Here is a 26,065-nt window from a genome sequence, read left to right as displayed (position 1 = left end):
GACGCGAAAGGCGGGTGTGGTTGGGACGGGTCACGCGGCGGCCCGCGGTCCTGACGTTGCGGGCGGGACCGCGAATCGGGCGGTTGCCGTCGCGGCTGCCGGCACCGCGCGTGATCGCCGCCGTGTCCAGCGTGAGACTGGTCATGGACGCGGCGGGATCGAAGCTGCCATACACCGAAACGGCGCCTGACAGCGTTCTGAGCGTCAGCCCCTCCACCCCGCCGAGGCGATCTGCGGACAGGCGCACGCTTGCCGGCGCGGCTCCGCTTCCCGAACCGATCGCGAAGGATTGCGCCCGCAGATCCATCTTGGTCGCGTGAACGTCACCGTTGAGCGCAATGGCGTTGGTTGCAGCCGTTGCCTGCAGCGTCAGCGCGGTGGTCGTCACCGTGGCGCCGGCTTCGATCGTGATCCGTCCGGCATCGCCGCCCGGCAGCGTGAGGCTCGCCTGCTTGCCGTCGAGCGTGGTGACCGGCCCGGTATCGGGAACGCCGGGCACGGACTTCAAGTCGGCGAATTTCAGCGTCAGCGGCGGCACCGGAACGCCCGTCGGTCCATTCACCTTCAGGCCGGCATCGCCGGATGCGACGAACAGAGCGCCGAGGCCCGGCTGTTGCGACGTCGGGCCGCCGAAGGCGTAGAATGCCAGGCTGGTCGGATCGACCCCGGGGGTCGAGGTCCACGACTTGAAATCGTTCCAGTACCAGAATGCCTTCAGCTTGCTCAGGTCAACGCCGGTAATCGTTCCGTCGGCCTGGAGCGTGCCGCCCAGCGATTGCGCCACTTCCTGCGCACGCGAGAGCGCCGTCTGCGGCGGACTGCTGTTGACGATGCTGTACTGCCGACCATATCCGGCATCAATGTTGCCGGTGGTTTCAATGATGCTGCCGGACTTGATCACCACGGAGACGTCGGACGACGGCCCGTAGAGAGCGACCGGGACATAGACCAGCGTGGATCCGACCTGGTACCACTGGTCCTGCACGTGCCATTGGCCGGCCGCCTGCGTGACCAGCATCAGTTCCGGCACGGCCACCTTGTCGCCTCGGGTATCGACCATGACGTCGGTTGCAACCGGCGTGATCAGCGTTCCCTTGGTCGGATCGGTTGCTCCGCGCGTACCGCCGATCAGGACGCTCTCAAAACCGAAGCTGTTGAGCTGGTCGGCATCGATCGCGATATATCCGGCCGCGACATTGTCCGGGTTCGAACGATCGAGATATTGCTGGCGACCAACGATGGCGAGCTTGGTGCCGGCGATGTCGAGTTCGCCGCCGCGCCCACCCGGCGCGGGACGAGACTTGGCCACGCCCTCCAGCAGGATGTCCTGGAGCGCGTTCACGGCGAGCCGGCCACCGTCCATGGGCAGCCGCGGCACGTTCGCACCGTCGTGCACGGCCTTTTGGGCGAAATAGACGTTGGCGCGATTGAAGCTGTATTCGCTGTATTGCTGCCAGACGGCGTTGCTCTGCACCGCGAAGATGCTCTGGCCGGACGATTGCTTTCCGGCCACGGTCGACTGTGTGTAGTTTCCGGTGACGAGAACCGTGCCATCCTGCAGCGTCGTGCCCGACGTCACCGTTCCCGACGTGTTGTCGCCGTAATAAACGACACGCATCGCGCCGGGGAGCGTGGCGTAGTGCGCCGGAAAGAGCGTGTAGGTGCCGGCCGGAATGCCGTTACCCCCGTTCACGCTGATCTGGGTGCCGGCCAGCGGATAAACGTCGCCGGACTGCAAGTACAGCACTTGTCCGCCTGGCAGCGTGAACTTCTTACCAGACTGGCCGGCGGCGTTCGGGGAACTCGCTGCGGTTATATGGATGTCGAATGCCGCGACCGCGCTCGTGCTCGAGGGCACGAGGGCGTAGACGGTCTGTCCCGCGCCGGACGCGTTCGCGAGCCCGCCATTGATGCCGGTCAGCGTATCGTGGGAACCGCCTTTGCCCTGGACCCATTCCATGGCTTGCAGATCGCCGCCGCCACGTTCATCGATGACGGATCCCGCCTGGACCGAGACGATCGCCCCGTCGAGTTCGAGCCCTTTGGACGGGGGTTCGGACAGCGGCTTGAGTTTTGCGTTGTAGTACCAGCCGGTGCCTTCCGATGTCGCACCGTAAGGCACGACGGTATCGAGCAGCGTGACCGACGTCAGGCTGCCGGGCCGCAGCACGACCCCCTGCCTTGTGCCGTCGGGATTGGTGCCGGTGCCGCCGACAAGCTTGATCTTGCCAAGCGGGGCGAAGATGTTTCCGCCTTGATCAATGTTGGATGCTTTGACCGTGAGAGAGCCACCCGCCGACAGCGGCAAATCCGAGGTGCTTCCCTCCGGCGCTCGGAACGCGACGTTGCCGGCCGTGCTCGCGATTGTGAAGTCCACTGCCGAAACGGGATAGACCCGCTGGGCCGACAGCAGAATATCGCCGTAGGCAGCAAGCGTCCCCGTGAAGCTCGACGGTCCCTGGACGTTCCCGCTGGCGTCGAAGCTGTTGGCAACCTTCGGGGTGCTGAGGCGAATGTCGCCGGAGCTCTGCAGACGAACCTGGCCGAACCCGGACAGCGCGGCGCCCTCGATGTCGATCGCTTCAGCCGTGACGGCGAACAAACTCGTGCCTGATTTGACCGCGTCGGTGCCGCCCGTGAGCGAGACATAGGGTGCATCGAGCGTCACGCTGCTGCCGTCCTGGAGCGTCGCGATCGAGGACGCAGCGATGTGCAGCCTGTTGGCGACGTGCCAGCTCAACGAATTCGAGATGGTGAGAGGATTCAGCGCCGTCGCGCCGAGACCGGCCGTGTTCATCGGCAGATCGGTGAAGATACGCCCGGCTCCGCCGATCGCACCACCGCTGTACAGATAGATGTTGTCGAAAGGGGCTAGTTGATCGGCGGAGACGTAGAGCGAGCCGGGCCCGGCCTTGTTGCTCGACTGATGGAAAGCTTCGAGCGCGACCTTGATGGCAGCATCGTCCTGTTGCAGTGCCATCGGGCCGCCGCCTAGAACGACGGTGCCGTTGTTGGCGATCGCGGTCTTGCCATCCGCCGCGCGCATGACGGTGCCGTCCGACAATCGTCCGCCGGCCGCAGCGAAGCTGCCGCCCCAAGCAAGGCCCGTCGCGTCGATCTGGACGCTGCCGGCATCGCTCCAGAGCCACGTCGACGACGTCTGTCCGCGCGCGCCGGCGACCTGGACCTGGCCGGCATAACCGGACACGTCGATCTGCAATCCGCTCTCGGCCACGACCGATCCGGCTGGTATCCCGTAGGCATAGATGATGGTGCCGCCGACGCTGAGGGACTGGATCGACGCGGCTTCGACCTGGAAAGTCCCGCCGGACACCACGGTGCCGCTGAGGGCCGGACCTCCAACCTCGCCAAACCGCGAATTGGCGATGAACGTTCCGGACAGATCGATACGCGCCTGCGACTGAGTCCAGGCGTCGAGCCAGGTGTTGAGCGCATTGATCGCCAGCACGCCGCCATGGTCGACAATGCTGCCGCGCAGCTGGACGCTCTGAGCGGGATGATCGTGCAAGAAAGGATCTTTGTCTGCGGCCGTACGGCTGCCGCCGATCGTGATCGTCGCCTTCGGATCCGTCCTGATCGCGGAGCCGGCGTCGAGGACGACATTGTCGGCCTTGAGGGTCAGATTGACCGCCTTGCGCTGGTCGTCCGGCAGGACTGCGAGTTTCGACGGCGTCTGGCGGGCTTCAAACCCGAGCTTGGTGCCGGTGCCCGTCGCAAGATAATCCGGCGAACTGGCGAGATTGGTCTGCGTCAGGTTCAAGGCGACGCCGGCCGATACGGTGATGCTTGCAGCAGCCCCGGAATAACGGTCCGAAACCGACTCGAACGTGTAGGAGCCGAAGCCGCCGCTGTTGAGCAGCTCGGCCGGAATCGTGGCGCCCTGCCCGACCTTGATGGTCGATTTCTCGCCGGCCTGCAGCGCGCCGCCGATGCGAACGACGTCGGCCGCACCGAGCTTCAGGCTGCCGTTGCTCTCGAAGCCGTAGGCGAGCATGGCTCCGCCGAGTTGAAGAACCGCCTGCTTGCTGTCGGCGGTCGGAAGCCGCGGGTTCGCCCCCGTACCCCCAGCATCGGCCTCCCAAAAGTCGTAGGTGCCGTACAAAGTGAGCGAGATGCTTCCGCCCCTGCCGGCCATCGTACCGGACGAGGCGAGCTTAGCCTGCCCATTCGCGCCGATATAGCCGCCGCTCGATACGTCGAGCACGCTCTTGTCCGCAAGCAGGATGCTGCCCGTGTTGTCGCGAAAGCTACTACCGTCGACGCTGACGCTGTCCCTGCTCGTCGCGATCGAGATCGAGCCGCCATTGATAAATGCAGGTCCCTGCGCATCCAGACCGAAGCGCTTGACGTCGTTGGTGAAGCGGCCGCTGACGTCGAGCGTGCCTTCGACATAGACGTTGCCGGCGAGGATATTGCCGGACAGTGGATCGGCGGGAGCCTTGCGGTCCGGAGCGTTCGATCCAAAGTCGCCCTTGTATGAATAGGTCCGGGTCGACAGATTGATCGCGCCGCCCTGGGCTGAAATCGAGCCGGCAATATCGATCGCCCCGGCGATGCTCGCCGTAAACTGCCCGCCGGCCGCCAGCCTCACCGTGCTCCCCGATGACAGCACGAGGTCGTAGGCCTTGATCGAGAGGGCACTCAGCCCATAGCTCGACAACGTGTCTGCGGAGAGCTGGTTGACCGGATCGTTCACGTTGAAATTGGTCGAAGCCGAGCTGCCAATCTGCACATAAGATGGCGTCGTGATCGACAGATAGCCCTGCGAGGGCAATTGATCGCCCTTGGCCTGCAATGCGGCCTGCCGCGCAACCGCTTGGCCGCTCGTTAGATCGGTCGTATCGCTCGGAGGGACCCCTTGGGCGAGCTGGCGTTGGCCGGCAACGGAGCCGAAATACATCGTGCCTCCGAGCTGCTGCGTCACTGTGGCGATGCTGACGCCGCCGGCATCATGTCCTTCGGTATAGCCCGGCGAATAGGTCTGCATCGACCACACTTCTTTCACGCCCCAGCGCGAATGGTCGACCGTGAACTGGCCCGCGATTCCGGCATAGGCCATGTTGGGATTGGCGTTCTCCATGCTGTAGAGGCGGCCATCCATTCCGATCAGCCTGGTCGTCGGAACCCATCCGGGCTGGAACGTGATCTGGCCGCCGGCGACGTTGATGACCGAACCGCTGCTCGTCGTGACACCCTGGCCGGACGAAACGATGCCGGAACTCCCGACGTCAGTGGTAAGGCTGACCGCGCCTCCTGAGGTCATGAGCTGCTGGATGCTGCGCCCGACCGCATTGACCTCACCGCTGGCATCTCCAAGCGGCGTGCCGACCCAGCTGGTACCGTCGCTGCGCGTGCCGGACGCACGAATGTCGATGTAGAGAGTCTGGCCATACAGCGGACCGTTGCGCTGCAGCGGCATGTCCGCGAATTGGGCGCGCGGCTGGAACGGTATGAAGTTGTAGGACGCGGGAAGAACGACGTCCTGGAGGCCGGCCACGTCGATGACCGCGCCCGGACCGGCGGCATCGCTGCCCGACATTAGCACCTGCTGCGCGCCATCGAGCGTCGGTGTGGCAGTGTTCGTGCCGACACCACTCGTATTGCCATTGAAAAGCTGGCGTTTCGCAGCAGAGCCACTGATCGCGACGGCGTTGAGGGACACCGAGGCAGACGGGGCCGACACAAGGCTGTTGGATCCCATCGTGACGCTGCGCTGCGCCGTCATTTCGATGTAGGCCGGCATGTAGCTCTGGACGTTGCTGGACGTGTCGCCGCCGGTAGACATCGGGAGCGTACTGCCATTGTCGTCATATCCGCGAACGCTGATGACGCCATCCATCGTCACGCTGGTCGCAGCGTGCATGAGCACCATGCTGTTGCGGCTTATGCTGGTGTCGGCCGAGATCACGCCTGCTATCGCCTTCCCGGCCGCATCCCGGACCTCGTTGCCCGCGAAGTCCTGCAAGTTCGTTACCGCGACGCGGTCGCCGCCCAGCATGGCGATGCCCTGGCGAACGTCGATCACGCCGCCATTGGTCACTTCACCCGTGATGATATGGTTGGCTTCATCGCGATAGTATTTTGCGTCCGTCAGATTGCCCGTGCCATCCGCCGCGAACGTCCTGCCGTAGTTCTGCAGTTGCAGCCCAGTTCCCCGGAACGTGACGCCGTTCGGCAGCACGTTGCTCGGAAATAGCGCTGCGTCGTATTTCCCGACCGTGAGCGACACGGCCCGCGACGCGGCCATGCCGACCTCCTGCTGGGCCGTCAATGTTCCATAGTTGTAGACGTTGGCGCCGAACAGATAGAGGTTGCCCGGCGACCCCAGTGGAACGACGTCGGTCGCGGTCGTCGCGGTGATCGATGCGCCCTGCTCGACCACGATATTGCCGGGAATGAGGGTGCTGTTTGCGCCGCCGTCCTTGTCGTAGAGCGAAAAAGAGGTCGGGTTTGGATTTGCAATACCGGTATCGAGGAAAAACTTGTCGCGCGAGTCCAGGTCGTTGAACACGGTGTTCTTGTCGGCATCCAACTTGGTCAGCTTGCCGACATCGAGCACCGAGCCGATGAACGTCGCCACATTGATCTGTGAGCCTGCACCGAAGATGATGCCGTTCCGGTTGATGACGTAGACCGCGCCCGGCGCCTTGATCTGTCCGCCGATATAAGACGGATTGGCGTGTCCGTTGTTCGACGCCGCGCTCTGAAGCAACAGGTTCGGCGACGTATCCGGGTTGACGCGATTGAGAGCCACCCAATCCGACGCCTTCTGGTCGAACTGGAGCGTGGTGCTGCTGCTGATGTTGAAGCTGTCCCAGTTGTAGATGGCCTGATGCTGGGTCTGTGTCACGGTGACAGTGGCCCGTCCGCTCCCGTCGACCGTCTGCTGCAACTTCGAATCGGCACCGTTGAAGGCGCCGGGCGTGTTGAGCGCGAAGGTCGTGCAGGATTGGCCGCAGGACGTGTCCGTGACGCCTCCGCTCGGCATCAATCCGCCGGCACTGACGCCCTGTGGAATGGCCTGGCCCGTAGCCAATCTGGCCTGCCAGCCGAGTGCCGCGGCGCTTTGCTGGGCTTGACGCGCGGCAGCAAGCGCTGCCGTGGCGCGCGCCAAGGACGCCTGGGCCTGCGCACCGGCCGCAGCGCTCTGTTGCGCGGCCGCCACTGCCGCCTGAATGGCGGCAGCTGTCGCCGGAACCGCGCCTCCGATGGAATTGAGATCCCGCGCCTGCCCCTTGCCGCTGGCAAGCAGCGCCAGCAAGCTCACTCCGCCAAGCCACGCCGAACGCACGACATACCGTCGCATGGCGGAGCTACTCATTCGAACGCAAATCATCCGGAATTTCCTCCGCGGACGAGCACGCCCGCCGCGACAGCTTTCGAATCCAGGCCGCGCCTCGAAGGGCATACCGGCTTTGGAGGACGATTTACCGGTTGTTTACTGACGGGGATATGTCAAATTAACAAATAAGTATCATTATATTGTATATTGTCACATGAGCCTTATCATGGCGTTCGACGCACAATGGAACCCCTAAGCCTTCGGCCGGCCAACGGCGCCCCGGTGCAGATCAACGCGACGGCACGGGCTCGGGCTTGTTATCGAACAGCTTGGACAATGCGAGCTCGTTCACCACAGGCGGCGTCTGCTTGAGCAGTTCGGCCATGTAGGCGCGACGATTGGTCTCGGCCCGCTCGGCGCGGATACGCTGCACCAAGGCATCCCTGACCTCGGCGAGCGCGCGGGTGCGGGCCGCCTCGGTATCGAGCAGCTTCAGCACGTGCCAGCCGTCATCGAGACGGACCGGCTCGGTCACGCCGGATTTTTGCAATCCGATGACCTGGCTGCGGATCTCCGGCCGAAGATCCGGCTCGTTGATCCAGCCGATTTCACCGTCACGCTCGGCGCTCGCCGTATCCTCGGACGCACTGCGCGCCAGACTGCCGAAATCCTGGCCGGTCGCCTTCACCTTCCGGACAATCTCATCCAGCTTCCTGCGTGCAGCGTCCTCCGCCCCCTTGTCGGCGTCCTTGGCGAGGTTGACGACGATCTGCGCCAGTTTGAAGCGACGCGGCACGAGCAGCGCGCTCGCATTGGCCTCATAGACACTCTTGATCTCGGCTTCGCTCGGGAAGCTGTCCGGCGGGGTCGTGACCGACTGGAGGTAGGTTTCGGCAATCAGATTGTCCCGCACACGCACGAGCTGGGCGGCCACGGCCGGCTGCTGATCCCACTTCTTGCCAATGGCCTCCTTGAGCACCAGACGCGTGGCCAGGATCGCGCGGACAGTCTGGCTCAGAAGCGCAGGGTCGCGTGCAACCGCAGCCTGCTGCCGGGCATCAAGCTGACCAATCGCTGCACGAATCTCTTCTGCGGTAATGTCGCCGTCACCGACGCGCGCGACCACTTCCGTGTTCTTGATCGCGGGACCGTCCTCGGCTGCCGGACGCGGCGGCGTGGGCGCCGGAGCGGGAGCCGCAGCCGGCGCTGCGCGGCCGGCCGGCTGCTGACCGGCGGGCCGCGTCTGCGCTTGCGCAGCGGTGGCAATCGCGGCGCCCATCGTCACGGCGAGGATCGCGCTATGGAAAGCGGTCTTGTTCATGGCTTGACTTTCTGCTCGATGATCTTGTCGCGAAAATCCTGCGCCGCATTCTGATGCTCGACGCGCTTCAGCCCGAAAAGCGGATCATGATCCAGCACCTTCTCGAGCGGATTCATCTCTTCGTATTTGGTCACGATCTCATTGGCGGTCTTGGCCAGATTGACGTTCTTGGCCTCGCATGCCTTCACGCTCGCTTTCAGCGCCGTCGCTTCGCCCTCGAACTTGGTGCGCTCGGTGTCCTTGGTGCGGGCGACCGACGCCGCCTCGCCATAGGCTAACTTCCACTTCTCGAGGGCGTCGTCGCGCTCCGCGATCCGTTCGTTGAAGTCCTTGACCGCTTGCCGATAGGCCTGCTCCGCCTCCTTGACCTGCGCCCGAAAGGTGTCGTTCTGCTTCTTCAGACGATCGCGCTCCTGCTCGGCCGCGGTCAGCTTGGCCTGAAGTGCCGCGCGCTGGTCTTCGAGCGCGCGGGACTGCGCGGTCGCCGTCCGCAACGCCTCGCGCAGACGATCAGGCTCGGATTGTGCATGGGAGATCCTCGGCAGGCCGAGGATCAGAACGAAGACAAGGACAGCAAGAAAGCGCATGGTCAGAACTTCGCGTTGAGATCGAACTGCACGACGTCGACGGCGTAAGGCGCGCCCGCGACTTGGCTCGCGCTCATCCAACGCAGCGTGGCCCACACGTTCGGTCCAAGCGCGACATTGCCGCCGATGAAATAGCCCTTGAGGTTGGTTCCGCCGAGACCGAAGTCAGAGTCGGTGAAGGCATCGACGACGGCGTCCGATTCCAGCCATTTGTAGCCGACGAAGGCGTTCCAGTCCCAGAGCTCCTTCATTTCGCGATGGCCGACGGTCATTCGCGCCATCCAGCCCTGGTTGCCGCCGATATAGGTCTGTGGGCAAGGAGCGGTCGCGCATCCAGCGGTCGCATTCACGGGCAGCGGGTTTGCGAGGACTTTGGCCGCGATGTCGTCGCGATTCCAGGCGAGATTACGGACATATTCACCATCCAGGATCACGTGGACGGGATGGAAATAGCCGAGGTCGAGCCGGCCGCTCAGAACCAGATCGCGGAAGTCCGAGGCAAGGCCGAAGTACTGGAATTGCGGATTGGCATTGCCTGCTGCGTCGAACGTTGGACGGATATTCCTAAGCGCCATGTAGGTATTGCCCTTCTGCGCAAACGACGGTCGCGTCAGATCTGTACTGCAGAAGTCGGCAGCCGTGACGGCGATGCATGAATCAGACACCCGTCCCTGCACGTTCAGATAGTGGAAATACGCAGCCCCCACCGTCAGGTCGACGTCGGGCGCCGGTTGAAAACTGCCTCCGGCCTGCGCGCCCAACAACCATTTGTCGTGGCTTGGCGCCTTGCCTGGAAGAACGTTGATGTCATTAAAATTGAGCGACGAGCCAGCATTCAGGTCAGTATTGAAAATCGGAAACGCGCCGGCGGCCACGAAGGGCGTGATGCCAGGCTGCACTTGAAACCTGGCCTGAATGGCCGCACCGTCAAAACCGAGGTCGCGGTACCAGACGAGGTCGGTCGGAGAGAAGAACGGATTGTCGAAACGCCCCGCCTGGAAGGTCAGGTCATTCCAGGGACTGTACTTGATGTAGGCTCGGTCCAGCCAGATCGCATATTTGCTGAAATTCCCACCCGATCCACCAAGTGACTGGTTGAAGGACACAGGCGAACTCGTGTCGCCGGTCGCAATTCGGAATCCAGCCGCGAATCCCTCGAACAGGTTGGCATCGAGACCGAGACGCGCACGCAGCCGTGCCCGGTTACGGTCCTGGTCCGTGTCATATGTGGGCCAGAAATAAGGGTTGGCATTGGGCCCGTTGGCCAGAACGTTATACGGGCTTCCGGTATTGATGGCATTGTAGTTTACCGCAAATTGACCGGCGTTCCCCCTCGGGAAGAAATCACCCTCGTAGCGCGTGCGGACATCGCCGTAGAAGCGCAGCCGCTGCGCCCATTCCGGGTACTTGCCTGGAGACGCCCAGTTCTCCTTCTCGGCCTTATCCATCACCTCCGCGCGGATCTCGTCGCGCAGCTGCTTCTTGACGATCTCCGGAACATAGGTGACGCGCTTGGTGCCCGGCGGCGACACGGCGTCCGCAGCCGTGCTCGCCTTCTTCTCGGCCCCGTCGGCTTTTGACGCCGCATCCCGGACCGCCTGACGCGCCACATAGGCTTCGTCATCGGCCTGCTTGATCAGGGCTTGCGCCTGCTCCTCGCCCAGCACGCCCTGCTTCACCAGCAGATTGATCAGATTGACGGTCGCATTCGCCGACGGCGGCGCGTTGCGCGCGACAGTCGGGCGCTTTGCTTGCGGACCGGCCTCATCCTGGGCCATGGCGGGGATCGCCAGCGCAAGCAGAATGGTCGTCGCTACCAATCCGCGTCCGGTCATCTCACTACGCCACATGACTTCAACCTCTCGTCCAACTCTGTCCCACTCTCACGACGCTGGGCCGGTGGTCCGGCCCCGCGCTTTTCGTCAGCTCGGACTGCGTGCGGTGACCCGCATCACAATCGGCATCGGCATGTCCTTCGGGGGCGGCTCGCGCAGTGTCATGCCGCCGAGAATCTGGTCGCGGATCACCGCATCGAGTTCGCTGTTGCCGGTCGACGACACCAGCTGCACGCGCTTGACGCGTCCTGTCGTGTCCGACCAGAGCTGGAGCTGAATCCGCATCACCGAGTGCCGCGTCCTGTCGTTGGCGCGTAACGCGGCCTCGACCTGGGTCTGAACCAGGCTCGCATACCAGCCGAAACGACTGCTGCCGCCGCCGCCACCGCCGCCGTTGCCTCCGATCAGGCCACCCTTGCCACCCTTCAAGTCGCCCGGGCCGGCCGTGTTGCTCTCGATCGAGGGCGGCGCCTCGAGGGGATCGTTGCTCACGTCCGGCGGCGCCTCCTTTGGGATGTCGACCGGCTTTTCTTCGATCATCTCCTGCTTGACCGGCGTCTGCTCGACCACCTTCTGCTCGGGCTGCTGCTCCGGCGGCGGGGGTGGTGGCGGCGGTGGCGGCGGCGGAAGCACCATCGTGACCTGGAGCTCGTTCACCTTGCGCGGTGGTGGCTCGTTGTCGCCTTTCAGTACCATCACGATGCCGACCACGAGCAGGGCAAGCAGGAACACGCCTCCGCCTGCCAGCAACGCACGTCGCCACCAGGCCGGCCTGTCGTCGTCTTCCGCTGCTGTGAGGCGCTGCGCCATTTGCCAGGCTCAACAGCTCATCTCGCCACGGGCTTGGTCGCCATGCCGACCTGCGTGAAGTTGAGCCGGCCGAGCAGATCCAGCACATCGACCACGTTCTGATATTGTGTCTGGCTGTCTCCGCGCACCACGATCGGAAACTCAGGCGTCAACGCACGCTGCTGGACCAGCCGCTGCTCGAGCTCGGCGAGGCTCACTGGAATGGTGTCGAGGAAGATCTTGCCGTCGCTGGTGACCGTGATCGCCTTCGTCGTCTGCTGCGCCAGCGAGGGCGCCGCACTCGCCTTCGGCAAATTCACCTTCATGCCCTGAACGGTCGCCGTGGTCATGATGATGAAGATCACGAGCAGCACATAGGCGAGATCGAGCATCGGCGTGATGTTGATGTCGTCGTATGGCTTGCTGTCGGACTGGACCTGCATCGCACTACTCCGCAGCCTGCTTCATCGGCTCGTCGGGCCGGCTATCGTAGGATTCAGCAATCCGCGTGATCAGCTCATCGACGAAAACCTGCATCTCGCTCGTCATGTCCTTGATGCGGATCGTGAGGTAGTTGTAGGCAAACAGCGACGGGATCGCGACGCCGAGCCCGGCCACCGTTGCAACCAGCGCAGCCGCGATACCAGGCGCGATGGCGTTGACATTCACGTCGCCGCTCGCCGCAATCGCGGCGAAGGTGATCATGACGCCGACCACCGTTCCGAGCAGGCCGAGGAACGGCCCGCCCGAAATGGCGATCGTCAGCATCACCATCAGTCTGTTGAGACGCTGCGTCTCCTGCACATAGGCGCTATCGAGCATCGCCCGGACCGACTCGATCGCGTGTGAGGACAGCATCCGTCGGCCACCGCCGGCGAAGCGTCGTCGGATCTCGGCGGCCCCTGCGCCGAACAGCCGATAGAGTGGTGCGGCATGGACGGTCTTGCGTTCCTTGGCCGAGAACTTCGGACCGATGCTGTCGCCCTCGCCGGCCTCCTCGCGATCGAGCTGCAGCAGACCATCGAGATCCGTCGCCTGCTCGCGGAAGTGTTTCAGGAAGAGCAGATTGCCCCTGCCGGCGCGGTTCAGGTAGGAGATGCGGTCGACCATCACGTACCAACTGATCACCGCCATGATGGCCAGCAAGCCGATGACGACCCATCCGTCCAGCGTGACCGACCTGAGAATCACGCCGAAATAACCGCCGCTGAACCAGCCGGAGGTTTCCTCGTCCATGCTGAACGAGATCAACTTGGCATGATCCGGTCCTTGCCCAATCGCAGCGACCTTGATGAAGCCCGCCGGCCGGGCCACCTTGGCGATCTCAAACTCATCGATATCGCCGGCAAAGCCGGTTGCACCTGACGTCGCGGCACCGGCCCCAGTCGCGTCCGCAGCCGGCGTGCCCGACGAGGAGTCCACGGCGCCCGCCGCGGCGGCAGCGCTAGCTTGTCCGAGCTGTGCCACGCCCGTCATCGTCGGAAGCGCCGCAGCCAGCGTGGAGAATGGATTGCCGTCCAGGTAGAGCGTGATCTGGCCAGCTTTGGCGACGAGGGCCAGATGATGCCACGTGCCAGGCGCGATCGCGGCACCTTCTCCGCTGCGCTGCGTGGTCCCACTATTTGCGACTTCCGCAAACGGCACGCCATTGTCGAGACCAATGGTCAGCCCATTGCTCCCCTCGACGCGGGAGTACAGCACCGCGCGCGGCTGCGGCGCCGTCATCTTCAGCCAGACCGACCATGTCAGCTCTCCGGCTTCCGCCACGACCAGCGACGGCGACCCCGGCAGCATCAGAGCGCTCTGACCATCGAGGCGGGCACCCTGCCCGATGATCGAGCCATCCGCCGCCGTGCCGACGTTCTGCGCGCTGTTGGCCCAAGCCGTTACGTCCTGCGCTGGCGTCCCTCGATCGTTGAAGTGATAGACGAGCAGCGTGTCCGGATCATAGGTCCCCTTGGCGTCCACCGCAGCCGGAGCCTTGGCATTGCCGAAGTAGAGCCAGATGTCGTTCTTGGTACCCGGCTTGAGATCGGGAACGCTGACCCATACGAGCGCTTCGCCGAGGAGCGAGTCGAATTTCTCAACGTGATGCTTGAGCGGTGTCTTGTCGTCTGCCGCGATGAAACGGAGGTCGCCGCCGTCATCCTTGGCAGCGCTGAACTTGAAGTTCCCGATATGCAGCCGCACCAGGATCGGTGTCGTGCCGATGGGGTCGCTGACGACGGCGCCGGATTGCGCGGTGTCGATGGTGATCTTCTTTCGCAGGCTCCACTGATCATTCCACCATGCCGCGGCCTGGCCGGGCCACAGCACCGCCAGCAGCAGAAGCATGAACATCGCGGGTCCGCCGAAGCGACCGGAGCGGGATCCGAAGCGACGGAGCAACATCTAGAATTCTCCCCAGACCCGAAAACTGACTCTTGGATGATTGGCCACGGTGACCTGTTGGCTCGTCAGCGGAACACCGACGAAGAAAACGCCGTTGAGATAGCGCAGCGTCTTGACCCGCACGCCGACGCCATAGCTGGCGAGATCAAATTGGTTCTGCTGATCGGTCAGCGGCTCGCGAAGCCTAACCATGCCGGCGTCGGCAAAAGTGAAGAAGCGCATCTCGTCGAAGGCGTTGTACTTGATCGGCGTGCCACCCGGATTTGCCAGCTTCTGTTCTAGATAGGGCGCAAGATTCGGCGTGCGCAGTTCGGCCGTGCCCGCAACGCCATAGTCGCCCAGCACCTCGGATTCGAGATAGCCGCGGATCGTATCCTGGCCGCCAAGGCTGATTTGCTCGCTCGACACCAGTGGCTGATCCGTGATCTGCCCCTGTATTTTTCCATAGAGCTGGAACCCCTGCGGCAGATCATGGGTATGCGACAAATCCGCGTGCAGATGGATGAAATTGGCCGTGGCCTTGAAGCGCTTGGCGTCGAACTCGTCGGCATTGCTACCGATGCCGCGTAGTCCGGCGGTGATCGCGGCGTTCAGCTGCGTCAGCCTTCCCTCTCCTTGCCAGGTCGCACCGTAGCTCGCGACCAGAGGCACATAACTGACCGGCGAACTGAACGAATCCCGCCCAAGCGACAGCGTCTGCTGGAAATCCTTCCAGTCGACGCCGAGTGACAACGTGTGAAAGAGCTCTCCCTTGGTCGGCAGCGTGATGACCGCGCGCCCGCCGATGACCTGGCCGGGTCCGACGACATTGGATCCTCCGACCGTTGCGACCGAACTGTCGGATTTGAGGCCGTAAACGAGAACGCTCAGCCAATCCAGATCCGTTCGCGCCAGGTAGGAGCCGGACAGGACCATGGCGTCCTTTGGATTCAGCGGGGCCTCCTGGAAGGTCACCGTCGCGGAATGACCGAGCTGCCAAAGGTTGTCGTAGTGCGCCGATATGCTGGCTCGCAATGGCGTGGTGCTCGGGCTCTGCCGGTTGTTGAGCTCCAGGCTGCCATGGAGCGGGAACGTATCCTCGACGTTGAGATCGACATCGACGGTGCCGGGGGCTACGCCGGCCCGCAAGGCCGGCGTGACGCGGCGATCGGGCCATCTGTTGAGCGATACGATATCCTTGGTGACTTCCTTGAAATTGGGAAGTGACCCTTCGCCGAGCGAAGGTGCCTCTTTCTTGATGACTGCCGTATCGAAATAACGCGAACCTTTCACGCGCAATCGTCCGACGCGACTCTCACCGACACGCAAAACGATGAATCCGCGCTGCGCATCCTGTTGCGGCACGGCGACGCTGACAGTTTGCAGACCTTTGTCGTGATAGGCCTTTTCCACCGCAGCGCGGGCCTTCTCGACGTCATCCGCCGTTCGCTGGGGGCCGAGATATGGATAGACCGCAGCTTCGACCTCGATCTGTGGGAGACTGTCGGCACCCTCCACACGAAATTCGTCAATATCAAACCGCGCCGGAGCGGCCGGCTTCTCCGCCGCGGGCTTGGCGGCCCCCGAACCGCCCTGCGACGGCTTGGTGGCGTCGGGTGCCGCCGCTTGGGGCTTGCGCCTGGCGTTGTCCGCATCGGTTTGCTTGGCCGCGGCGGGCGTGACGCCGCTCGATATCAAGACAAGGCAACATGTCGCGGCGTAAAGTCCCGGTCGTGATGCGGCCGGCTTGAACAGATCAAACAGGCCCCGCCGCCGGCTTGCGCGTCGCGGATGGCGCATGGCCCACGCCCTGACGATCCACGTATCCACACAATCCTCGATCTCGTTCTCGGCGATCGGACGATTGCGTCACGACGTCGACTCTCGGATCACTCGATCCGATAGCGGTCGGCCGACAGGCGTCCTTACCCCGTGGACGCCGCGCTCCAGTGCTCCGCGAAAAAAATCTTCGCCATCTGTCGCGTTATCACCAGGTCCGTCGAGACATAACATAGATACGCGATCGACATGAGTATCATGATACAAATGTCACATTGCCGTTGCGCCACATCACTACGGTCGCGCCCCGTTGGGGACTGAGCTGAGTGGGGCGCGTACTATGACCGACAGCAACATCAGGATTCTGCGCGAGCTGTTGCTCGCCGAATACGCAACTTTGGACCGGCGGCTGGCACGCCGGCTTGGTTCGGCGGAACTCGCCTCGGAAGTGCTTCACGAGACATACCTTCGGCTCGAAGCGATCGGCGAGATTGCGGAGGTTCGCAATCCCAGGGCCTATCTATTTCGTATCGCGCTCAACGTCGCCAACGACCGACGACGTGCGGAGAGCCGCCGCCTGACGTCCGCCGAGATCGACAGTCTGCTCGACATTCCCGACGATCGGCCCAATGCCGCGCGCATCGTGGAAGACCGCTCGGAGATCGAGCTGCTCAAGCGCGCCATCGCCGAATTGCCGGATCGCCGCCGCCGAGTCCTGCTCCTTTCGCGCGTCGAGGCGATGCCAAATCGGGAGATTGCCGAGCTGCTTGGGGTTACCGTGCGCACCATCGAAATGGACCTCAAGCAAGCCATCGAGCATTGTGCGGAGCGGATGAAGCGCCCCTCGCGCGACAAATTCGGTTTTCTGTTCCCCAGACCGTCTCATGTTCGAAGACATGTCGTTCGGGGCCAATCGCTTGCGACCGGCGTCTGCGGGGAAGCGCTGGATCGTGACCGTGCCCAAAAGAAGCGATCATTCCAAACGATCGGGTTCCTTGGCTCGTGATGCCATAGCATGGGTCGTACGCCTGAACTCGGGCGACGCAACAATTGCCGACGCCGAGCGCCTCCTGAAATGGCGTGCCAGGAGCTCCGCTCATGAAAGCGCTTTTCGTGAAGCCGTGAAATCCTGGCGGGCGATCGGCTCCGCACTCGACGAACTTGGTCACGGTGGATCGCTGCGGCGGCAAGACCGACCGCGACGTAAGACGCCTCCGTGATCGTCTCGGGCCGCCGCGCGCCTTCGACGCTCTCTGCAACGTCCGCCGGGCGATTTGCCGCTGGCCGTCGCGTCCGTCAGCGCCTCCTCATTGGGCAGAGCCGTGGGATGGGCCTCGGCTCGTCATGTCTCGCAGCCGTGCATTCAGCGCGGCGAAGTTCACAGTTGCTCCGCTCGCAATGGATCGGCTCCGCGGCGTGGCCGCACCACGTGGGGCACCAAAGGTCGGTTGCGGAACCGAGCCCGTCACTACAACACCATTGGCCGCCAGGTGATGACGGACGCGCTGACAATAGTCCACAGACAGGAATGAGAAGCGCGTCTCGGCGTGGCCTGCGCGATACTTCATGGCAGTCGTGCAGATGTCTCCTCCGGCCCGACGCCAGGCTCCCGCCAGATATTTCGCGCCGTAGTGGACGTTGACTTCGGGAGAGGCAAGTTCGGTGACACTGCCGGTGAAGCCAAGCATGCGAGCCGTCGGCAGCATGACTTGCATCAAACCGACCTCTCCATCCCTCCCCACCACGGCAGGGTTATAGCGGCTCTCGACCGCCATGATGGCATCGAGCAGAGCTGCGGGCAGACCAAAATCGAGCGATGCGCGCTCCACGATCGCGCGATATTCATTGCGCCCTGCCTGCCAATCGCGACCAAAAGTGGCGCTCAACCGAGGGATGTTGTAGCTCGCGAACGGCGTGCTGGGCGGCATGTCGGCCGCGGTCAGTGATCGCGCGACGAATGGCTCCAGAATTAATGGCGCGGGATCCCCCGGATCGGGCTGCTCGGCCGGACGCATCACGGCCGCGCTACCGGAGTCCTCGGCGACGTCGGTTTGCGCGACAGCGGCACGTCCAAATGTAACCGACAGCAGGATCGCGGCAGCAGCGTATCGCCATCGTGCGTTGCCGGCGCACGGAGCGCCATTCTTTGGCGAGCCGTGCATCACCGGCGCGTGAACGAATAGTTTGGCGCCGCCGGCCGGTATGGGATGGCCGAGCGGCCATAGTTCGATCCGTATTGCTGCCGGACCGCGGCCTCGTTTACGTTGCCGACCCGCACGTCGGGCGAACGGGCATCGATAGGGGGCAGATTGAGTGAAGGATTGGCGCGGTCGACCTCGCGCCGGAGCTGCTGATTGATGCAGCCGAACGAACTCTCGTTGCCAATCCTCACGTCGACGCACCGCTCGAGGGTCGACACTGGCGGCTGGCCGCCGATCATGGTGCCTCCAGCCGGCGAGGACGTCGCAGCCGGCAAACCGGGAGACGGGCCCTGAGCATGTCCCTGCCCTGCGACGCCGATCATCCCGCTCACAAGCGCCAACGAAACAAATCTCGAAGCATGCCGCCTGAATATGCCGATATCGCGAAGCATGATCCTGCCCCCAGCTTGCGGTCCGGGTCGCGCGACGTTGCCGCCGCATCCGGTGCATCGAACTGGCTTATCATATCGACTAACACGCAATCTCGCTACTGCTGATCCGAGATTGAGCCTAACGCACCTTGCTGTTAATCCGGGCGACAAATACATCATTGGTCAGGTTGACGCCGTTGTCGGCGGTTACGATGGCGGTATTGATGAAGTTCAGGACCTTGGTGACGTCGACCTGCGGTGCATTTGCCGCATAGATGACGTCGAACGGGCGCATCTGCATCTTGGTCGAGAGGAAATAACCCGCCGGATCCTGGAAGCTGACATTGAAGACGATCGGCACGCCGCCCGTCCCGTCGAACTTCGAAGGGTCAATCCCCAGCTGCCGGGCCACTTCGACAGGCTCGCGCCGATAGACGAAGACTGAGGCAGGATCTGCCTGAAGATCGAGAAGGCCACCGGCCTTTGCCACCGCCTGGGTCAGATTGATCCTCCAGGCGTCGAAATTGAACTCGCCTTGTTGACCTGTGGCGCCGAATGCCAAGAACTTCATCGGCTCGCGGTAGAGATAGAGACGGTCTCCCGGCTGGACGAAGATATTGGTGGAGGGCCAATAGACTAGGTTGGCGAACGGCAAGGTCACGCGTTTGCCGCCGCGCTCGAGCACGACCCACGTCTCCCAGCCGGCCCCGCTGATGCCGCCAGCCCTCGTGATCGCGTCCGTGATCCGGTCCTGCGCGCCGGACGCCGGCATCGGAAAACGGACCGGCGACTTCACCTCTCCAAACACGCTGACGAGAGACGAACGTTGCTGGCTCGAAGTGACGACGACCTGGGGATCGATCGCCCGCTTCTTGATGCGCTGGAGAATGTCGTCCTGGATCTGCACATTGGTGCGCCCTGCTGCCCGTACCGCACCCGCATAGGGAATTGTGATATTTCCGTCATTATCCACGGCCTGATCTGGCAGATTGACGAAATTTCCCGGCCTTACGCCGGCCTCGAGCGGCACGAACAAGCCGCCTGCCGCGGCCTCGAAAATCGTGACACTGACGATGTCGCCGATACCGAAGCGGATACTAGACGGCGGTCGGGCGTCCCGCAGAGCGCCGGGCAAACCATCCGGCTCGTATTTTTCCAGCACCTGAAGAACGCTCGGCGTCAGCTTCACCACTGCAAATGGCAGCGCCGTGGTGTTCTCGTTCTTGATGTCGAGGCCGGCCGGGCCCGCCATCGGAATGAAACCACAGCCGCCAAGTACAGTGGTGCCGGCGAGGCAGCACGCGACGGCAAGCAGGCTCATCAATCGCATGACCGTTCGTTCGCACCAGAATTAGCGCACGCCTCGCCGGCTTGCGACGTTTTGACACGGCAATCCATGTTTCCCTGACCGGATTCGAGATCGATGGCCTGCCTGACCACTAGACGTCAGTGGCAGGATCGTTGCGAAATCAAACGACCGCTGGTCGAGGCCGGTCGCGCCACGACAGCGCTTCGCTCACGAAGGGCATCACGTTCGAACCTAGGCAAGATCGTCCGGCAGCGACGACTGGCTCTCGAGTTCCTTCTGCAAGCGTACGATCTCGAGCCGCGTTTCGGCGATCATGCGGGACAGAAGCGCATTCTCGTGCTTGAGGGTTTTAATCCTGCGAATATGACCATTCAGGTCCTGGCGTTCGCTAAGATCATACACCGTCGCGCTCGTCCGCGACCGGTCGGATTTCACACATATCGGACCGAGCAAATCACTCGTACGCATTCAAGCCCCCAGAAGGCTCGCCCTCAGATCGTGATGCCGTCAGCCCCACAGCTTGGCCACAATTGGCGAGTGTCGGTGCTTTTAAGTTTATTTCTTATCGTTGCTGTGACCGCACTGAAACAATCGCTGCGATTTTCATCTGTCGATCAAAGTCTATACGTCGTGTCCGATTTAATTCGCTTATTACAACCAGGTGCGTCGTTTTTCATCATGCAAGCGGCACGGGGCAGTCCCCATTCGTCCAGACACACGGAACTCTCCACGGATTGATACACCGCCCGTGTGATTTCAGCCTGGGGTTGAGGACGATATCCCGTCACCTGTGGTCTAAGGGCGCTCGTCCTGCCGTCGCAGGACGGGCTGCGGAAACGGATTGACCAACGCCGGCGGCGGCTTGTAAGTCAGCGGCGGCATGCCGGGGGCGCCGATCGGTGTTGGCGTCGGCAATCCCCCTGTCGTCGTCGGTGCGCTGCTTGGCGGCGCCGCGGCGAAGGTCGTTGTCCGGGGAACGCGGGCCGGCGCTGCAGTCGCCTCGGGCGTAGCCAGATCCAGTACGGCACTGTCGAGGTTCTTGGCCAACTCGACCTGACGCGGGCGGACATCGCGCAGGGTCCAGCCGTTGTGGTTCTCACCGTATTTCAAGCGCACAACGGCCTTACTCACGGAATCGATGAACAATCCGATCCGTCCGCCCGATCCGGCGACGGTGCCGAGCAGGGTGAGCTGCGGCGTTTCTGGTTCAGGCGGCTTCAGCGGAGCCGGCGGCGGTGGCGGGGGCGCTGCAACCTGCACGACCGGAGCAGGACGCCGCGTTGGTGCGAAGAGGGGCTGCTCCCTGGTCGCAGTAAGCCGTGCGATCGGTATCGCCCACAATGGATTGGCACCGGGCACAAGTTCACCGCCCGTGGCCGCTATGGGCGGGACCGAATTCGGCTTGGCGACGGGAGGATTGACCTGCCTGGTCTCGAAGAGATCGTCTCGCGCAGTTTCGTTTTGTGTTGGCGCCGCGATCGGTGCGTTCGCAGCCTGAGCCTGGATGTCGCCAGAAACCAGGACCACGACAACCAACATCTGCATGCGCACCGACATGACCAACCGCCACCCTCTCTTGAAGGATCGAGATATCACCAGAGCGCTTGGGAGCGAAGCGGAAACCAGCTCACGTGAACAAGCCGAGCACATCATTTCGGAGGCTGCCTTTGCCCGGACACACCTAGCAGAACACGCAGCTTTCCTCCGGGGCTCGACGTGGACGGGGCCTGCACTACCAATTGGTCGATGAACAAGAACGGCATTCCTGCTTCAAGATCGTAGAGGAGCGCCTGAAGCTGGTTCGGCTCGATTTCCAAACTCGAGGTCGCCGAGATGAATCCAGCTTTCGACAGCGGTCCCTGGAGATCGACCTGGGAGGAATTGGTATTGCCGTTCACACGCTTCGTGGCAACCGCCAGCCGCTGCAACAGAGATGCACTGGCTACCGACGCGCTGGCTCCTTCAAGAAATGGCGACCCGGCAGGCGCCGTCGCAGCGGGGCGGACGGTCGATGTTCTGACGGGATCGCGGACTTCCATGCGTTCCAGTATTTCCGAAGCCGCAGCCAATTCGTCGCGCTGCCTCGTGATTTCGACGATTTGGCCGATCGTCATCGCCAGGAAAACGACAATGAGCCCGAAATAGGCTGCGACCGCGATCAGCGGCGCGCGCGTAAGAAACGCCTGGAAACGTTGCAAGCTGATCATGTGCCCAACCCAAAATACGGCTTCAGTTTCACTTCGATATGGAAGCGTTCGCCAGTCTCGCTGGCGGCGTGAGTTGTCGGTGCGAAGAAGCCGGCTCCTGAAAAATAAGGCGATTGCTCCAATATCTGGATAAGCGAAGGCGCATCTCGCGTCAGCCCGACGATTTGCAGTTTGTCGCCTTCGATCCTGATTTCGGTGGCGTAGGTGTGCTGAGGCAGTGTCGCGGACAAGGCCTCGATCACCATCACGCTCGACGGCGTGGTCTGCTTGCGTCGGATAAGCAAGTCCAGGGGAGAGCTGCCCAGCCCCGCCTGACTCCCCCGTAGAATGGCCCGCCTCTCCCCGATCCGCCGCTGGATCTGCTGTTGCATGGTCTCATAATGCTCCGCGACGTAGCCGCCGACGCCGATTGACAGCATCGCCAAGAACGCTGTTGCAATAAGGCCTCCGGCCAACGCCGGACGCAGCCGGCTCGACGTCGTCCGCTCCCTGCTCCGGTACCGAAACACGGTGGCTCGGCCTTGCTCGGGCGTCATGGTCGAGACATTGACGGCCGCCGCTCCCAGCTCCGAAAACGCCCGCACGAAAGACGCCGTTGCTGCCCGCCCTGTGGCGACGACTGTTGTCCCGATGCGCTCGCCATCGACGTTCTTCGGTTCAGTCCAGTGAAAGAGTGCATCCGTAGCGTTCCACGGCGTCAGGCGATCAATCTGCGAGCGAATGATGCCGTCCAGAAACTCGGCCGCCTTGCCCGGTAATTCGAGCGGCCGGAACACGAAGCGATCAGGTTGCAGCTCCAGTTCGACCGAACTGCCCCGCACTGCGGCCGCCCAGTCGGGCGTCAGCGTCCCCTCCAGTGCTCCGTCGACAAAGGCGACGAGTCGCGCGGCAAGAGCCCCCTCCCCGTCTCGCGAGGTAGAGGCAACCCGCATGGTGAAAATGCCATCCACATCCTCGATCACGGTGATGCGTCGCTTGCTCGAACTCAGATTTGCGAACGGCGCGCTCAGGGCCTCGGCGACAATGTCCATCCAGAACGAAAGTGCCGCGGTGAACCGACTGATCATGCTCATCGCCGCGCAATCCCCGAGATCGGATCGATATCATCCCGCCAAGTAAAAACCCGATACGCCGCTGAATCACCGGTTCCGAGCAGCTGGAAAACGCCCTCGGGGCGGCTCTGCCGTCCGTCTGGAAGCGTGATCCGCATGCGCACCCGGTAGGCCGTGCTTCCCGCCACAGTGGCGCCCGGCTGGCTTCCGCCAAGAGCGGCCAGCACCGCGACCGGATCATCCGGCGGCAGCGATGCCCGCTGATCTAGGAAGGAAGTGAGCCGCAACGCTGACATGCCCGGCAGCGCCGCGACGACCTCTGGCGCGGCGTCGATCACGTTGATGTCCGCCATACCGCTGTATACCGTGAAGAACGGCAAGGCGCGCTCGACCAGTTCGATCGGCAATCCCGCGACAAGCAGGAGCTCGTCGACATTATTGAATGGTCCATGCCGCGGCACGTAGGTCAATCCTGCGGAGCGATAAGCGCCGTCCTCGGAGCTCGGGCTTTCCGCGGAGGGGCTGCGCCAGCTCGCCACCCGGTTGGCGAACACGACGGCGTCCTCAGACGACGCACCGAGGGCGGCAAACAGGCCAGCGATCATAGATCGCGGAGCCATATTGAGATTGATGCGAGCGGCTTCGGACATGTACTCGACGGCAATATTCGAGTTCGCCAACCTGAAGCTGAAGCCACCATGTGTTGGACGTCTGGCCAGCTTGTTGCTGGACAATTCGTAGGCCGCGAGTTCCACACCGGCCGTTGAGAGCATCTCGAGCTCGACCGCCCCAGCAACGGACGTCACTGCAGCGGCAGACTGCGCAATGTAGAGCGAGGCAACGGCAGCGAGCGCCGCAAGCCCTGCAAGCAGCCACAGCGCAGCGACCATGATGAAGCCGCGCCGATCGCGCTGCGAGTGCAAACGTGCCGCCGAGGTGCCGGCCATCTGGTTACCCTCCTCTGGCGGATTGCGCCTGGGCTTCTCCGGGCAGCGTGTCCCTGACGGCCTCCGGTCGCGGTGCGGCCAATTCGGCGTGAACACGCGTTGCGGTCGAAAGCACGATTCCGCGCTCGGCTTGTCGCACGTTGATCCGAACCGACGTCGGCAACACGACCGATCCAAGCCAATTCCGTTGCCAGCCCCCGCGAGGATCGGCATAAGCGAAGTCGACGCGGAAGGGCTCGCGAAGCAGTACAACCGGATCTGCCAATCGGATCGAGCCAAGGCCTTGCTCTCCGGCCGGAAACGGCACAAAAGGCCCCCGGGTCCTAACGAGGGCTCGGCCGCGGCTATCCGTCGTCACGGCGATCTTGACGATCTCCATCCCCGCTCGATTGTTCGGACCGAGCGCCGAGCGCACGAAGATCACCGACTGCTCGTCCCCGAGGAACAACGGTAAGGGGTCTGATTGGTTTGGCGTCACGAACTCCGCCGCGGCGAGGTCGGAGATCAAGCGATCGAGCGCGATTGCGAGTTGCTCGCTGCCTTGACTGCGGGCCAGGCCGCGATTCCAGGCCGGCAGCCATTGCGCCGTCACGCTCGCCAGCGCTCCCAGGATCAGAGCCATCAGCGCGATTGCGAGCAGCGCCTCAAACACGGTGAACCCGGCCTCGCCCCACCGTCGTGGCTCGATACATCTCTTCACGGCTCACTCCGGTTTTGCAGGCGCACCGTTTCGAGCAAGACGGTCGTTCCGGCAGGTGACCGGACCCGCAGCTCGATACGTTCCGGGCTGAACTGCGCGCCCGCAGCTCCATTGCCGATCAGGAACGGCGAGATCCGCATCTGCCAGCGATAACCGTCCACTTCGCCGGTCGTGTCTTTGGGAAAACGCTCGCCATTGCGCGGAATGCCGGACGCGATCAAGCGCGCCGTCTGCATCAGCGCAACATGATCGTCGACGAACTGAACGCCGCGCGCATTGCTGGCGACCAGGGACCCGATCGCAGCTAGCACGATGGCTACCACCGCCAGCGCGATCACGGCCTCGATCATCGTGAACCCGCTCTCACTGTTCTGCTTGCGCGCCATCCCGAACAACAATCTCCACGCCCCCCGTCAACCAGTTCACGCGCACGTCGAACCCGCTGCCAAATCGTGTCAGCCTGATCACGCCGCCACACGACATGCCGCTGGGTAGAAACATGATGTTACCAAGCGCCTGCCGTCCATTGCAGCGCTGCGGCAAGAGTGCATCGAACACGACGTCATCGGGCACCCTGACCACCCGCCCGCTCGCACCGGACATAACGGTTCGGGCGGGCGCGTCGATGATGGTCTCAACGGGGCCGTGCCGACCATACGCCGCATTGCGATCCGCCTTGAGCAGCGTTGCGACCTCGATCGCGTACGCCTCGAGCCGCGGACGCGATGTTGCAGTCGGAAGGCGCGGCAACGATACCGCTGCCAGCAGCGCGATGATCGCCAGCACACAGGTCATCTCCAGCAGGGTAAACCCTGCCTCGGCGTCCTTAATTCTGCCCGGAGACCAGATCGGCTGCCGTACCCGTGCCCCCCTCTTGTCCGTCCGAACCCAACGAACGAATTTCATAGGGCGCCTTCTCACCTGGTTGTTTGTAGGCATAGGAATTCCCCCATGGGTCGTTCGGGACCTGGCCTCCCTTCAGATAGGGACCGTTCCAGGCAGCCACACCGCTCACGGGACGAACCAGCGCGGCAAGCCCCTCAGAGGCGGTGGGAAATCGACCTGCGTCGAGATAAAACAGATCGAGCGCGCTGGAGAAGCTCTGCAGCTGGATCTTCGCCGCCTTCACGCGGGACTCACCGAGGTAGTTGAGCACACGGGGCCCGACCAGCGCCATGATCATCCCGATGATCGTGATGACGACCAGCATCTCAACGAGCGTAAAGCCATCCTGTCCTCTGCTTACACCATGAGGAAGCCTGCGCTTCCGCTCGATCGTTCTCAAAACCATGAT

Annotated in this window: 22 protein-coding genes; 2 read left to right on the top strand and 20 right to left on the bottom strand. The window is 63.1% G+C overall.

The genetic code is table 11. The annotated features are described in order from the left end of the window. The 8 genes from G8O24_RS20075 to G8O24_RS20040 form a co-directional block, all read right to left on the bottom strand. On the bottom strand, positions 1–7,342 hold a 7,342-nt coding region (locus G8O24_RS20075), incomplete at its 3' end, for a filamentous hemagglutinin N-terminal domain-containing protein (protein ID WP_188102268.1). A gap of 250 nt (positions 7,343–7,592) precedes the next feature. Next, on the bottom strand, positions 7,593–8,624 hold the full coding sequence (locus G8O24_RS20070; RefSeq protein ID WP_188102265.1) for a peptidylprolyl isomerase: 1,032 nt from the start codon (positions 8,622–8,624) through the stop codon (positions 7,593–7,595). Continuing rightward, entirely contained in the window at positions 8,621–9,211 is a 591-nt protein-coding gene (locus G8O24_RS20065; protein WP_188102264.1) for a hypothetical protein, read from the bottom strand. The genes G8O24_RS20070 and G8O24_RS20065 overlap by 4 nt, the downstream gene beginning before the upstream one ends. 2 nt (positions 9,212–9,213) lie before the next feature. Next, a complete protein-coding gene (locus G8O24_RS20060) occupies positions 9,214–11,061 on the bottom strand; it encodes a putative porin (RefSeq protein WP_188102262.1) in 1,848 nt (615 codons plus the stop codon). A gap of 72 nt (positions 11,062–11,133) precedes the next feature. Beyond that, positions 11,134–11,856: a TonB C-terminal domain-containing protein gene (locus G8O24_RS20055; protein WP_188102261.1), complete on the bottom strand. Its 723-nt coding sequence runs from the start codon at positions 11,854–11,856 to the stop codon at positions 11,134–11,136. Between the two features lie 17 nt (positions 11,857–11,873). Further along, positions 11,874–12,278 (bottom strand): ExbD/TolR family protein, encoded by a 405-nt coding sequence (locus G8O24_RS20050; protein WP_188102259.1) that lies wholly within the window; start codon positions 12,276–12,278, stop codon positions 11,874–11,876. Between the two features lie 4 nt (positions 12,279–12,282). Further along, positions 12,283–14,226 (bottom strand): DUF2341 domain-containing protein, encoded by a 1,944-nt coding sequence (locus G8O24_RS20045; protein ID WP_188102258.1) that lies wholly within the window; start codon positions 14,224–14,226, stop codon positions 12,283–12,285. Then, positions 14,227–16,005 (bottom strand): ShlB/FhaC/HecB family hemolysin secretion/activation protein, encoded by a 1,779-nt coding sequence (locus tag G8O24_RS20040; protein ID WP_188102256.1) that lies wholly within the window; start codon positions 16,003–16,005, stop codon positions 14,227–14,229. A gap of 289 nt (positions 16,006–16,294) precedes the next feature. Here G8O24_RS20040 and G8O24_RS20035 point away from each other — a divergent pair, with 289 nt between their 5' ends. Both G8O24_RS20035 and G8O24_RS45175 read left to right on the top strand, forming a co-directional pair. Beyond that, complete coding sequence (locus G8O24_RS20035; protein ID WP_188102254.1) at positions 16,295–16,990, top strand: RNA polymerase sigma factor; 696 nt, start codon at positions 16,295–16,297, stop codon at positions 16,988–16,990. Continuing rightward, positions 16,881–17,204, top strand: a complete 324-nt coding sequence (locus tag G8O24_RS45175; RefSeq protein WP_188102282.1) for a FecR/PupR family sigma factor regulator — start codon at positions 16,881–16,883, stop codon at positions 17,202–17,204. The genes G8O24_RS20035 and G8O24_RS45175 overlap by 110 nt, the downstream gene beginning before the upstream one ends. Positions 17,205–17,291: 87 nt before the next feature. On the opposite strand, the gene G8O24_RS20025 is transcribed toward G8O24_RS45175, so the two are convergent. The 12 genes from G8O24_RS20025 to gspG all read right to left on the bottom strand — a co-directional run bounded on the left by G8O24_RS20025 (position 17,292) and on the right by gspG (position 26,062). Continuing rightward, positions 17,292–18,146: a lytic transglycosylase domain-containing protein gene (locus tag G8O24_RS20025; RefSeq protein WP_188102253.1), complete on the bottom strand. Its 855-nt coding sequence runs from the start codon at positions 18,144–18,146 to the stop codon at positions 17,292–17,294. Next, positions 18,146–18,424, bottom strand: a complete 279-nt coding sequence (locus tag G8O24_RS20020) for a hypothetical protein (protein ID WP_191093268.1) — start codon at positions 18,422–18,424, stop codon at positions 18,146–18,148. Before G8O24_RS20020 ends, G8O24_RS20025 begins: the two co-directional genes overlap by 1 nt. A gap of 271 nt (positions 18,425–18,695) precedes the next feature. Continuing rightward, positions 18,696–19,886 carry a polysaccharide biosynthesis/export family protein gene (locus tag G8O24_RS20015; RefSeq protein ID WP_306666309.1) on the bottom strand — a complete coding sequence of 397 codons (1,191 nt, stop codon included), beginning with the start codon at positions 19,884–19,886 and terminating at the stop codon, positions 18,696–18,698. A gap of 210 nt (positions 19,887–20,096) precedes the next feature. After that, the gene (locus G8O24_RS20010) at positions 20,097–20,267 is read right to left on the bottom strand and encodes a hypothetical protein (protein ID WP_188102251.1); all 171 of its coding nucleotides are present in this window, start codon (positions 20,265–20,267) and stop codon (positions 20,097–20,099) included. Between the two features lie 393 nt (positions 20,268–20,660). After that, positions 20,661–21,422: a hypothetical protein gene (locus G8O24_RS20005; protein WP_188102250.1), complete on the bottom strand. Its 762-nt coding sequence runs from the start codon at positions 21,420–21,422 to the stop codon at positions 20,661–20,663. Positions 21,423–21,514: 92 nt separating this feature from the next. After that, a complete protein-coding gene (gspM, locus tag G8O24_RS20000; protein WP_188102248.1) occupies positions 21,515–22,072 on the bottom strand; it encodes a type II secretion system protein GspM in 558 nt (185 codons plus the stop codon). Further along, on the bottom strand, positions 22,069–23,145 hold the full coding sequence (locus tag G8O24_RS19995) for a PilN domain-containing protein (protein ID WP_188102247.1): 1,077 nt from the start codon (positions 23,143–23,145) through the stop codon (positions 22,069–22,071). The genes gspM and G8O24_RS19995 overlap by 4 nt, the downstream gene beginning before the upstream one ends. Next, positions 23,142–24,071 (bottom strand): type II secretion system minor pseudopilin, encoded by a 930-nt coding sequence (locus tag G8O24_RS19990; protein ID WP_188102245.1) that lies wholly within the window; start codon positions 24,069–24,071, stop codon positions 23,142–23,144. Before G8O24_RS19990 ends, G8O24_RS19995 begins: the two co-directional genes overlap by 4 nt. Before the next feature lie 4 nt (positions 24,072–24,075). Further along, complete coding sequence (locus G8O24_RS19985) at positions 24,076–24,771, bottom strand: general secretion pathway protein GspJ (protein ID WP_188102243.1); 696 nt, start codon at positions 24,769–24,771, stop codon at positions 24,076–24,078. Then, positions 24,768–25,157 (bottom strand): PulJ/GspJ family protein, encoded by a 390-nt coding sequence (locus G8O24_RS19980; protein ID WP_188102242.1) that lies wholly within the window; start codon positions 25,155–25,157, stop codon positions 24,768–24,770. The genes G8O24_RS19985 and G8O24_RS19980 overlap by 4 nt, the downstream gene beginning before the upstream one ends. After that, positions 25,135–25,677 carry a prepilin-type N-terminal cleavage/methylation domain-containing protein gene (locus tag G8O24_RS19975; RefSeq protein ID WP_188102240.1) on the bottom strand — a complete coding sequence of 181 codons (543 nt, stop codon included), beginning with the start codon at positions 25,675–25,677 and terminating at the stop codon, positions 25,135–25,137. Before G8O24_RS19975 ends, G8O24_RS19980 begins: the two co-directional genes overlap by 23 nt. Continuing rightward, the gene (gene gspG, locus G8O24_RS19970; RefSeq protein ID WP_188102238.1) at positions 25,598–26,062 is read right to left on the bottom strand and encodes a type II secretion system major pseudopilin GspG; all 465 of its coding nucleotides are present in this window, start codon (positions 26,060–26,062) and stop codon (positions 25,598–25,600) included. The genes G8O24_RS19975 and gspG overlap by 80 nt, the downstream gene beginning before the upstream one ends. Between the last annotated feature and the right edge of the window lie 3 nt (positions 26,063–26,065).

The sequence above is a fragment of the Bradyrhizobium campsiandrae genome, from assembly GCF_014529705.1.
GTDB classification, from domain to species: Bacteria; Pseudomonadota; Alphaproteobacteria; order Rhizobiales; family Xanthobacteraceae; genus Bradyrhizobium; species Bradyrhizobium campsiandrae.
The sequence above is the reverse complement of the archived record's forward strand: the minus strand, read 5'-3'. Positions and strand labels throughout refer to the sequence as shown.

Bases quoted from the DNA above. Each gene is read 5' to 3' on its own strand.
- G8O24_RS20040 (WP_188102256.1), bottom strand. From the start codon at position 16,005: ATGCGCCATCCGCGACGCGCAAGCCGGCGGCGGGGCCTGTTTGATCTG.
- G8O24_RS20045 (WP_188102258.1), bottom strand. From the start codon at position 14,226: ATGTTGCTCCGTCGCTTCGGATCCCGCTCCGGTCGCTTCGGCGGACCC.
- G8O24_RS19975 (WP_188102240.1), bottom strand. From the start codon at position 25,677: ATGAAATTCGTTCGTTGGGTTCGGACGGACAAGAGGGGGGCACGGGTA.
- G8O24_RS20005 (WP_188102250.1), bottom strand. From the start codon at position 21,422: ATGTCGGTGCGCATGCAGATGTTGGTTGTCGTGGTCCTGGTTTCTGGC.
- G8O24_RS19980 (WP_188102242.1), bottom strand. From the start codon at position 25,157: ATGGCGCGCAAGCAGAACAGTGAGAGCGGGTTCACGATGATCGAGGCC.
- G8O24_RS20055 (WP_188102261.1), bottom strand. From the start codon at position 11,856: ATGGCGCAGCGCCTCACAGCAGCGGAAGACGACGACAGGCCGGCCTGG.
- G8O24_RS20060 (WP_188102262.1), bottom strand. From the start codon at position 11,061: ATGTGGCGTAGTGAGATGACCGGACGCGGATTGGTAGCGACGACCATT.
- G8O24_RS20020 (WP_191093268.1), bottom strand. From the start codon at position 18,424: ATGATCGGCGGCCAGCCGCCAGTGTCGACCCTCGAGCGGTGCGTCGAC.
- G8O24_RS45175 (WP_188102282.1), top strand. From the start codon at position 16,881: ATGTCGTTCGGGGCCAATCGCTTGCGACCGGCGTCTGCGGGGAAGCGC.
- gspG (WP_188102238.1), bottom strand. From the start codon at position 26,062: ATGGTTTTGAGAACGATCGAGCGGAAGCGCAGGCTTCCTCATGGTGTA.
- gspM (WP_188102248.1), bottom strand. From the start codon at position 22,072: ATGATCAGCTTGCAACGTTTCCAGGCGTTTCTTACGCGCGCGCCGCTG.
- G8O24_RS20050 (WP_188102259.1), bottom strand. From the start codon at position 12,278: ATGCAGGTCCAGTCCGACAGCAAGCCATACGACGACATCAACATCACG.
- G8O24_RS19995 (WP_188102247.1), bottom strand. From the start codon at position 23,145: ATGAGCATGATCAGTCGGTTCACCGCGGCACTTTCGTTCTGGATGGAC.
- G8O24_RS20015 (WP_306666309.1), bottom strand. From the start codon at position 19,886: ATGCGATTGATGAGCCTGCTTGCCGTCGCGTGCTGCCTCGCCGGCACC.
- G8O24_RS20025 (WP_188102253.1), bottom strand. From the start codon at position 18,146: ATGCACGGCTCGCCAAAGAATGGCGCTCCGTGCGCCGGCAACGCACGA.
- G8O24_RS19990 (WP_188102245.1), bottom strand. From the start codon at position 24,071: ATGGCCGGCACCTCGGCGGCACGTTTGCACTCGCAGCGCGATCGGCGC.
- G8O24_RS20065 (WP_188102264.1), bottom strand. From the start codon at position 9,211: ATGCGCTTTCTTGCTGTCCTTGTCTTCGTTCTGATCCTCGGCCTGCCG.
- G8O24_RS20070 (WP_188102265.1), bottom strand. From the start codon at position 8,624: ATGAACAAGACCGCTTTCCATAGCGCGATCCTCGCCGTGACGATGGGC.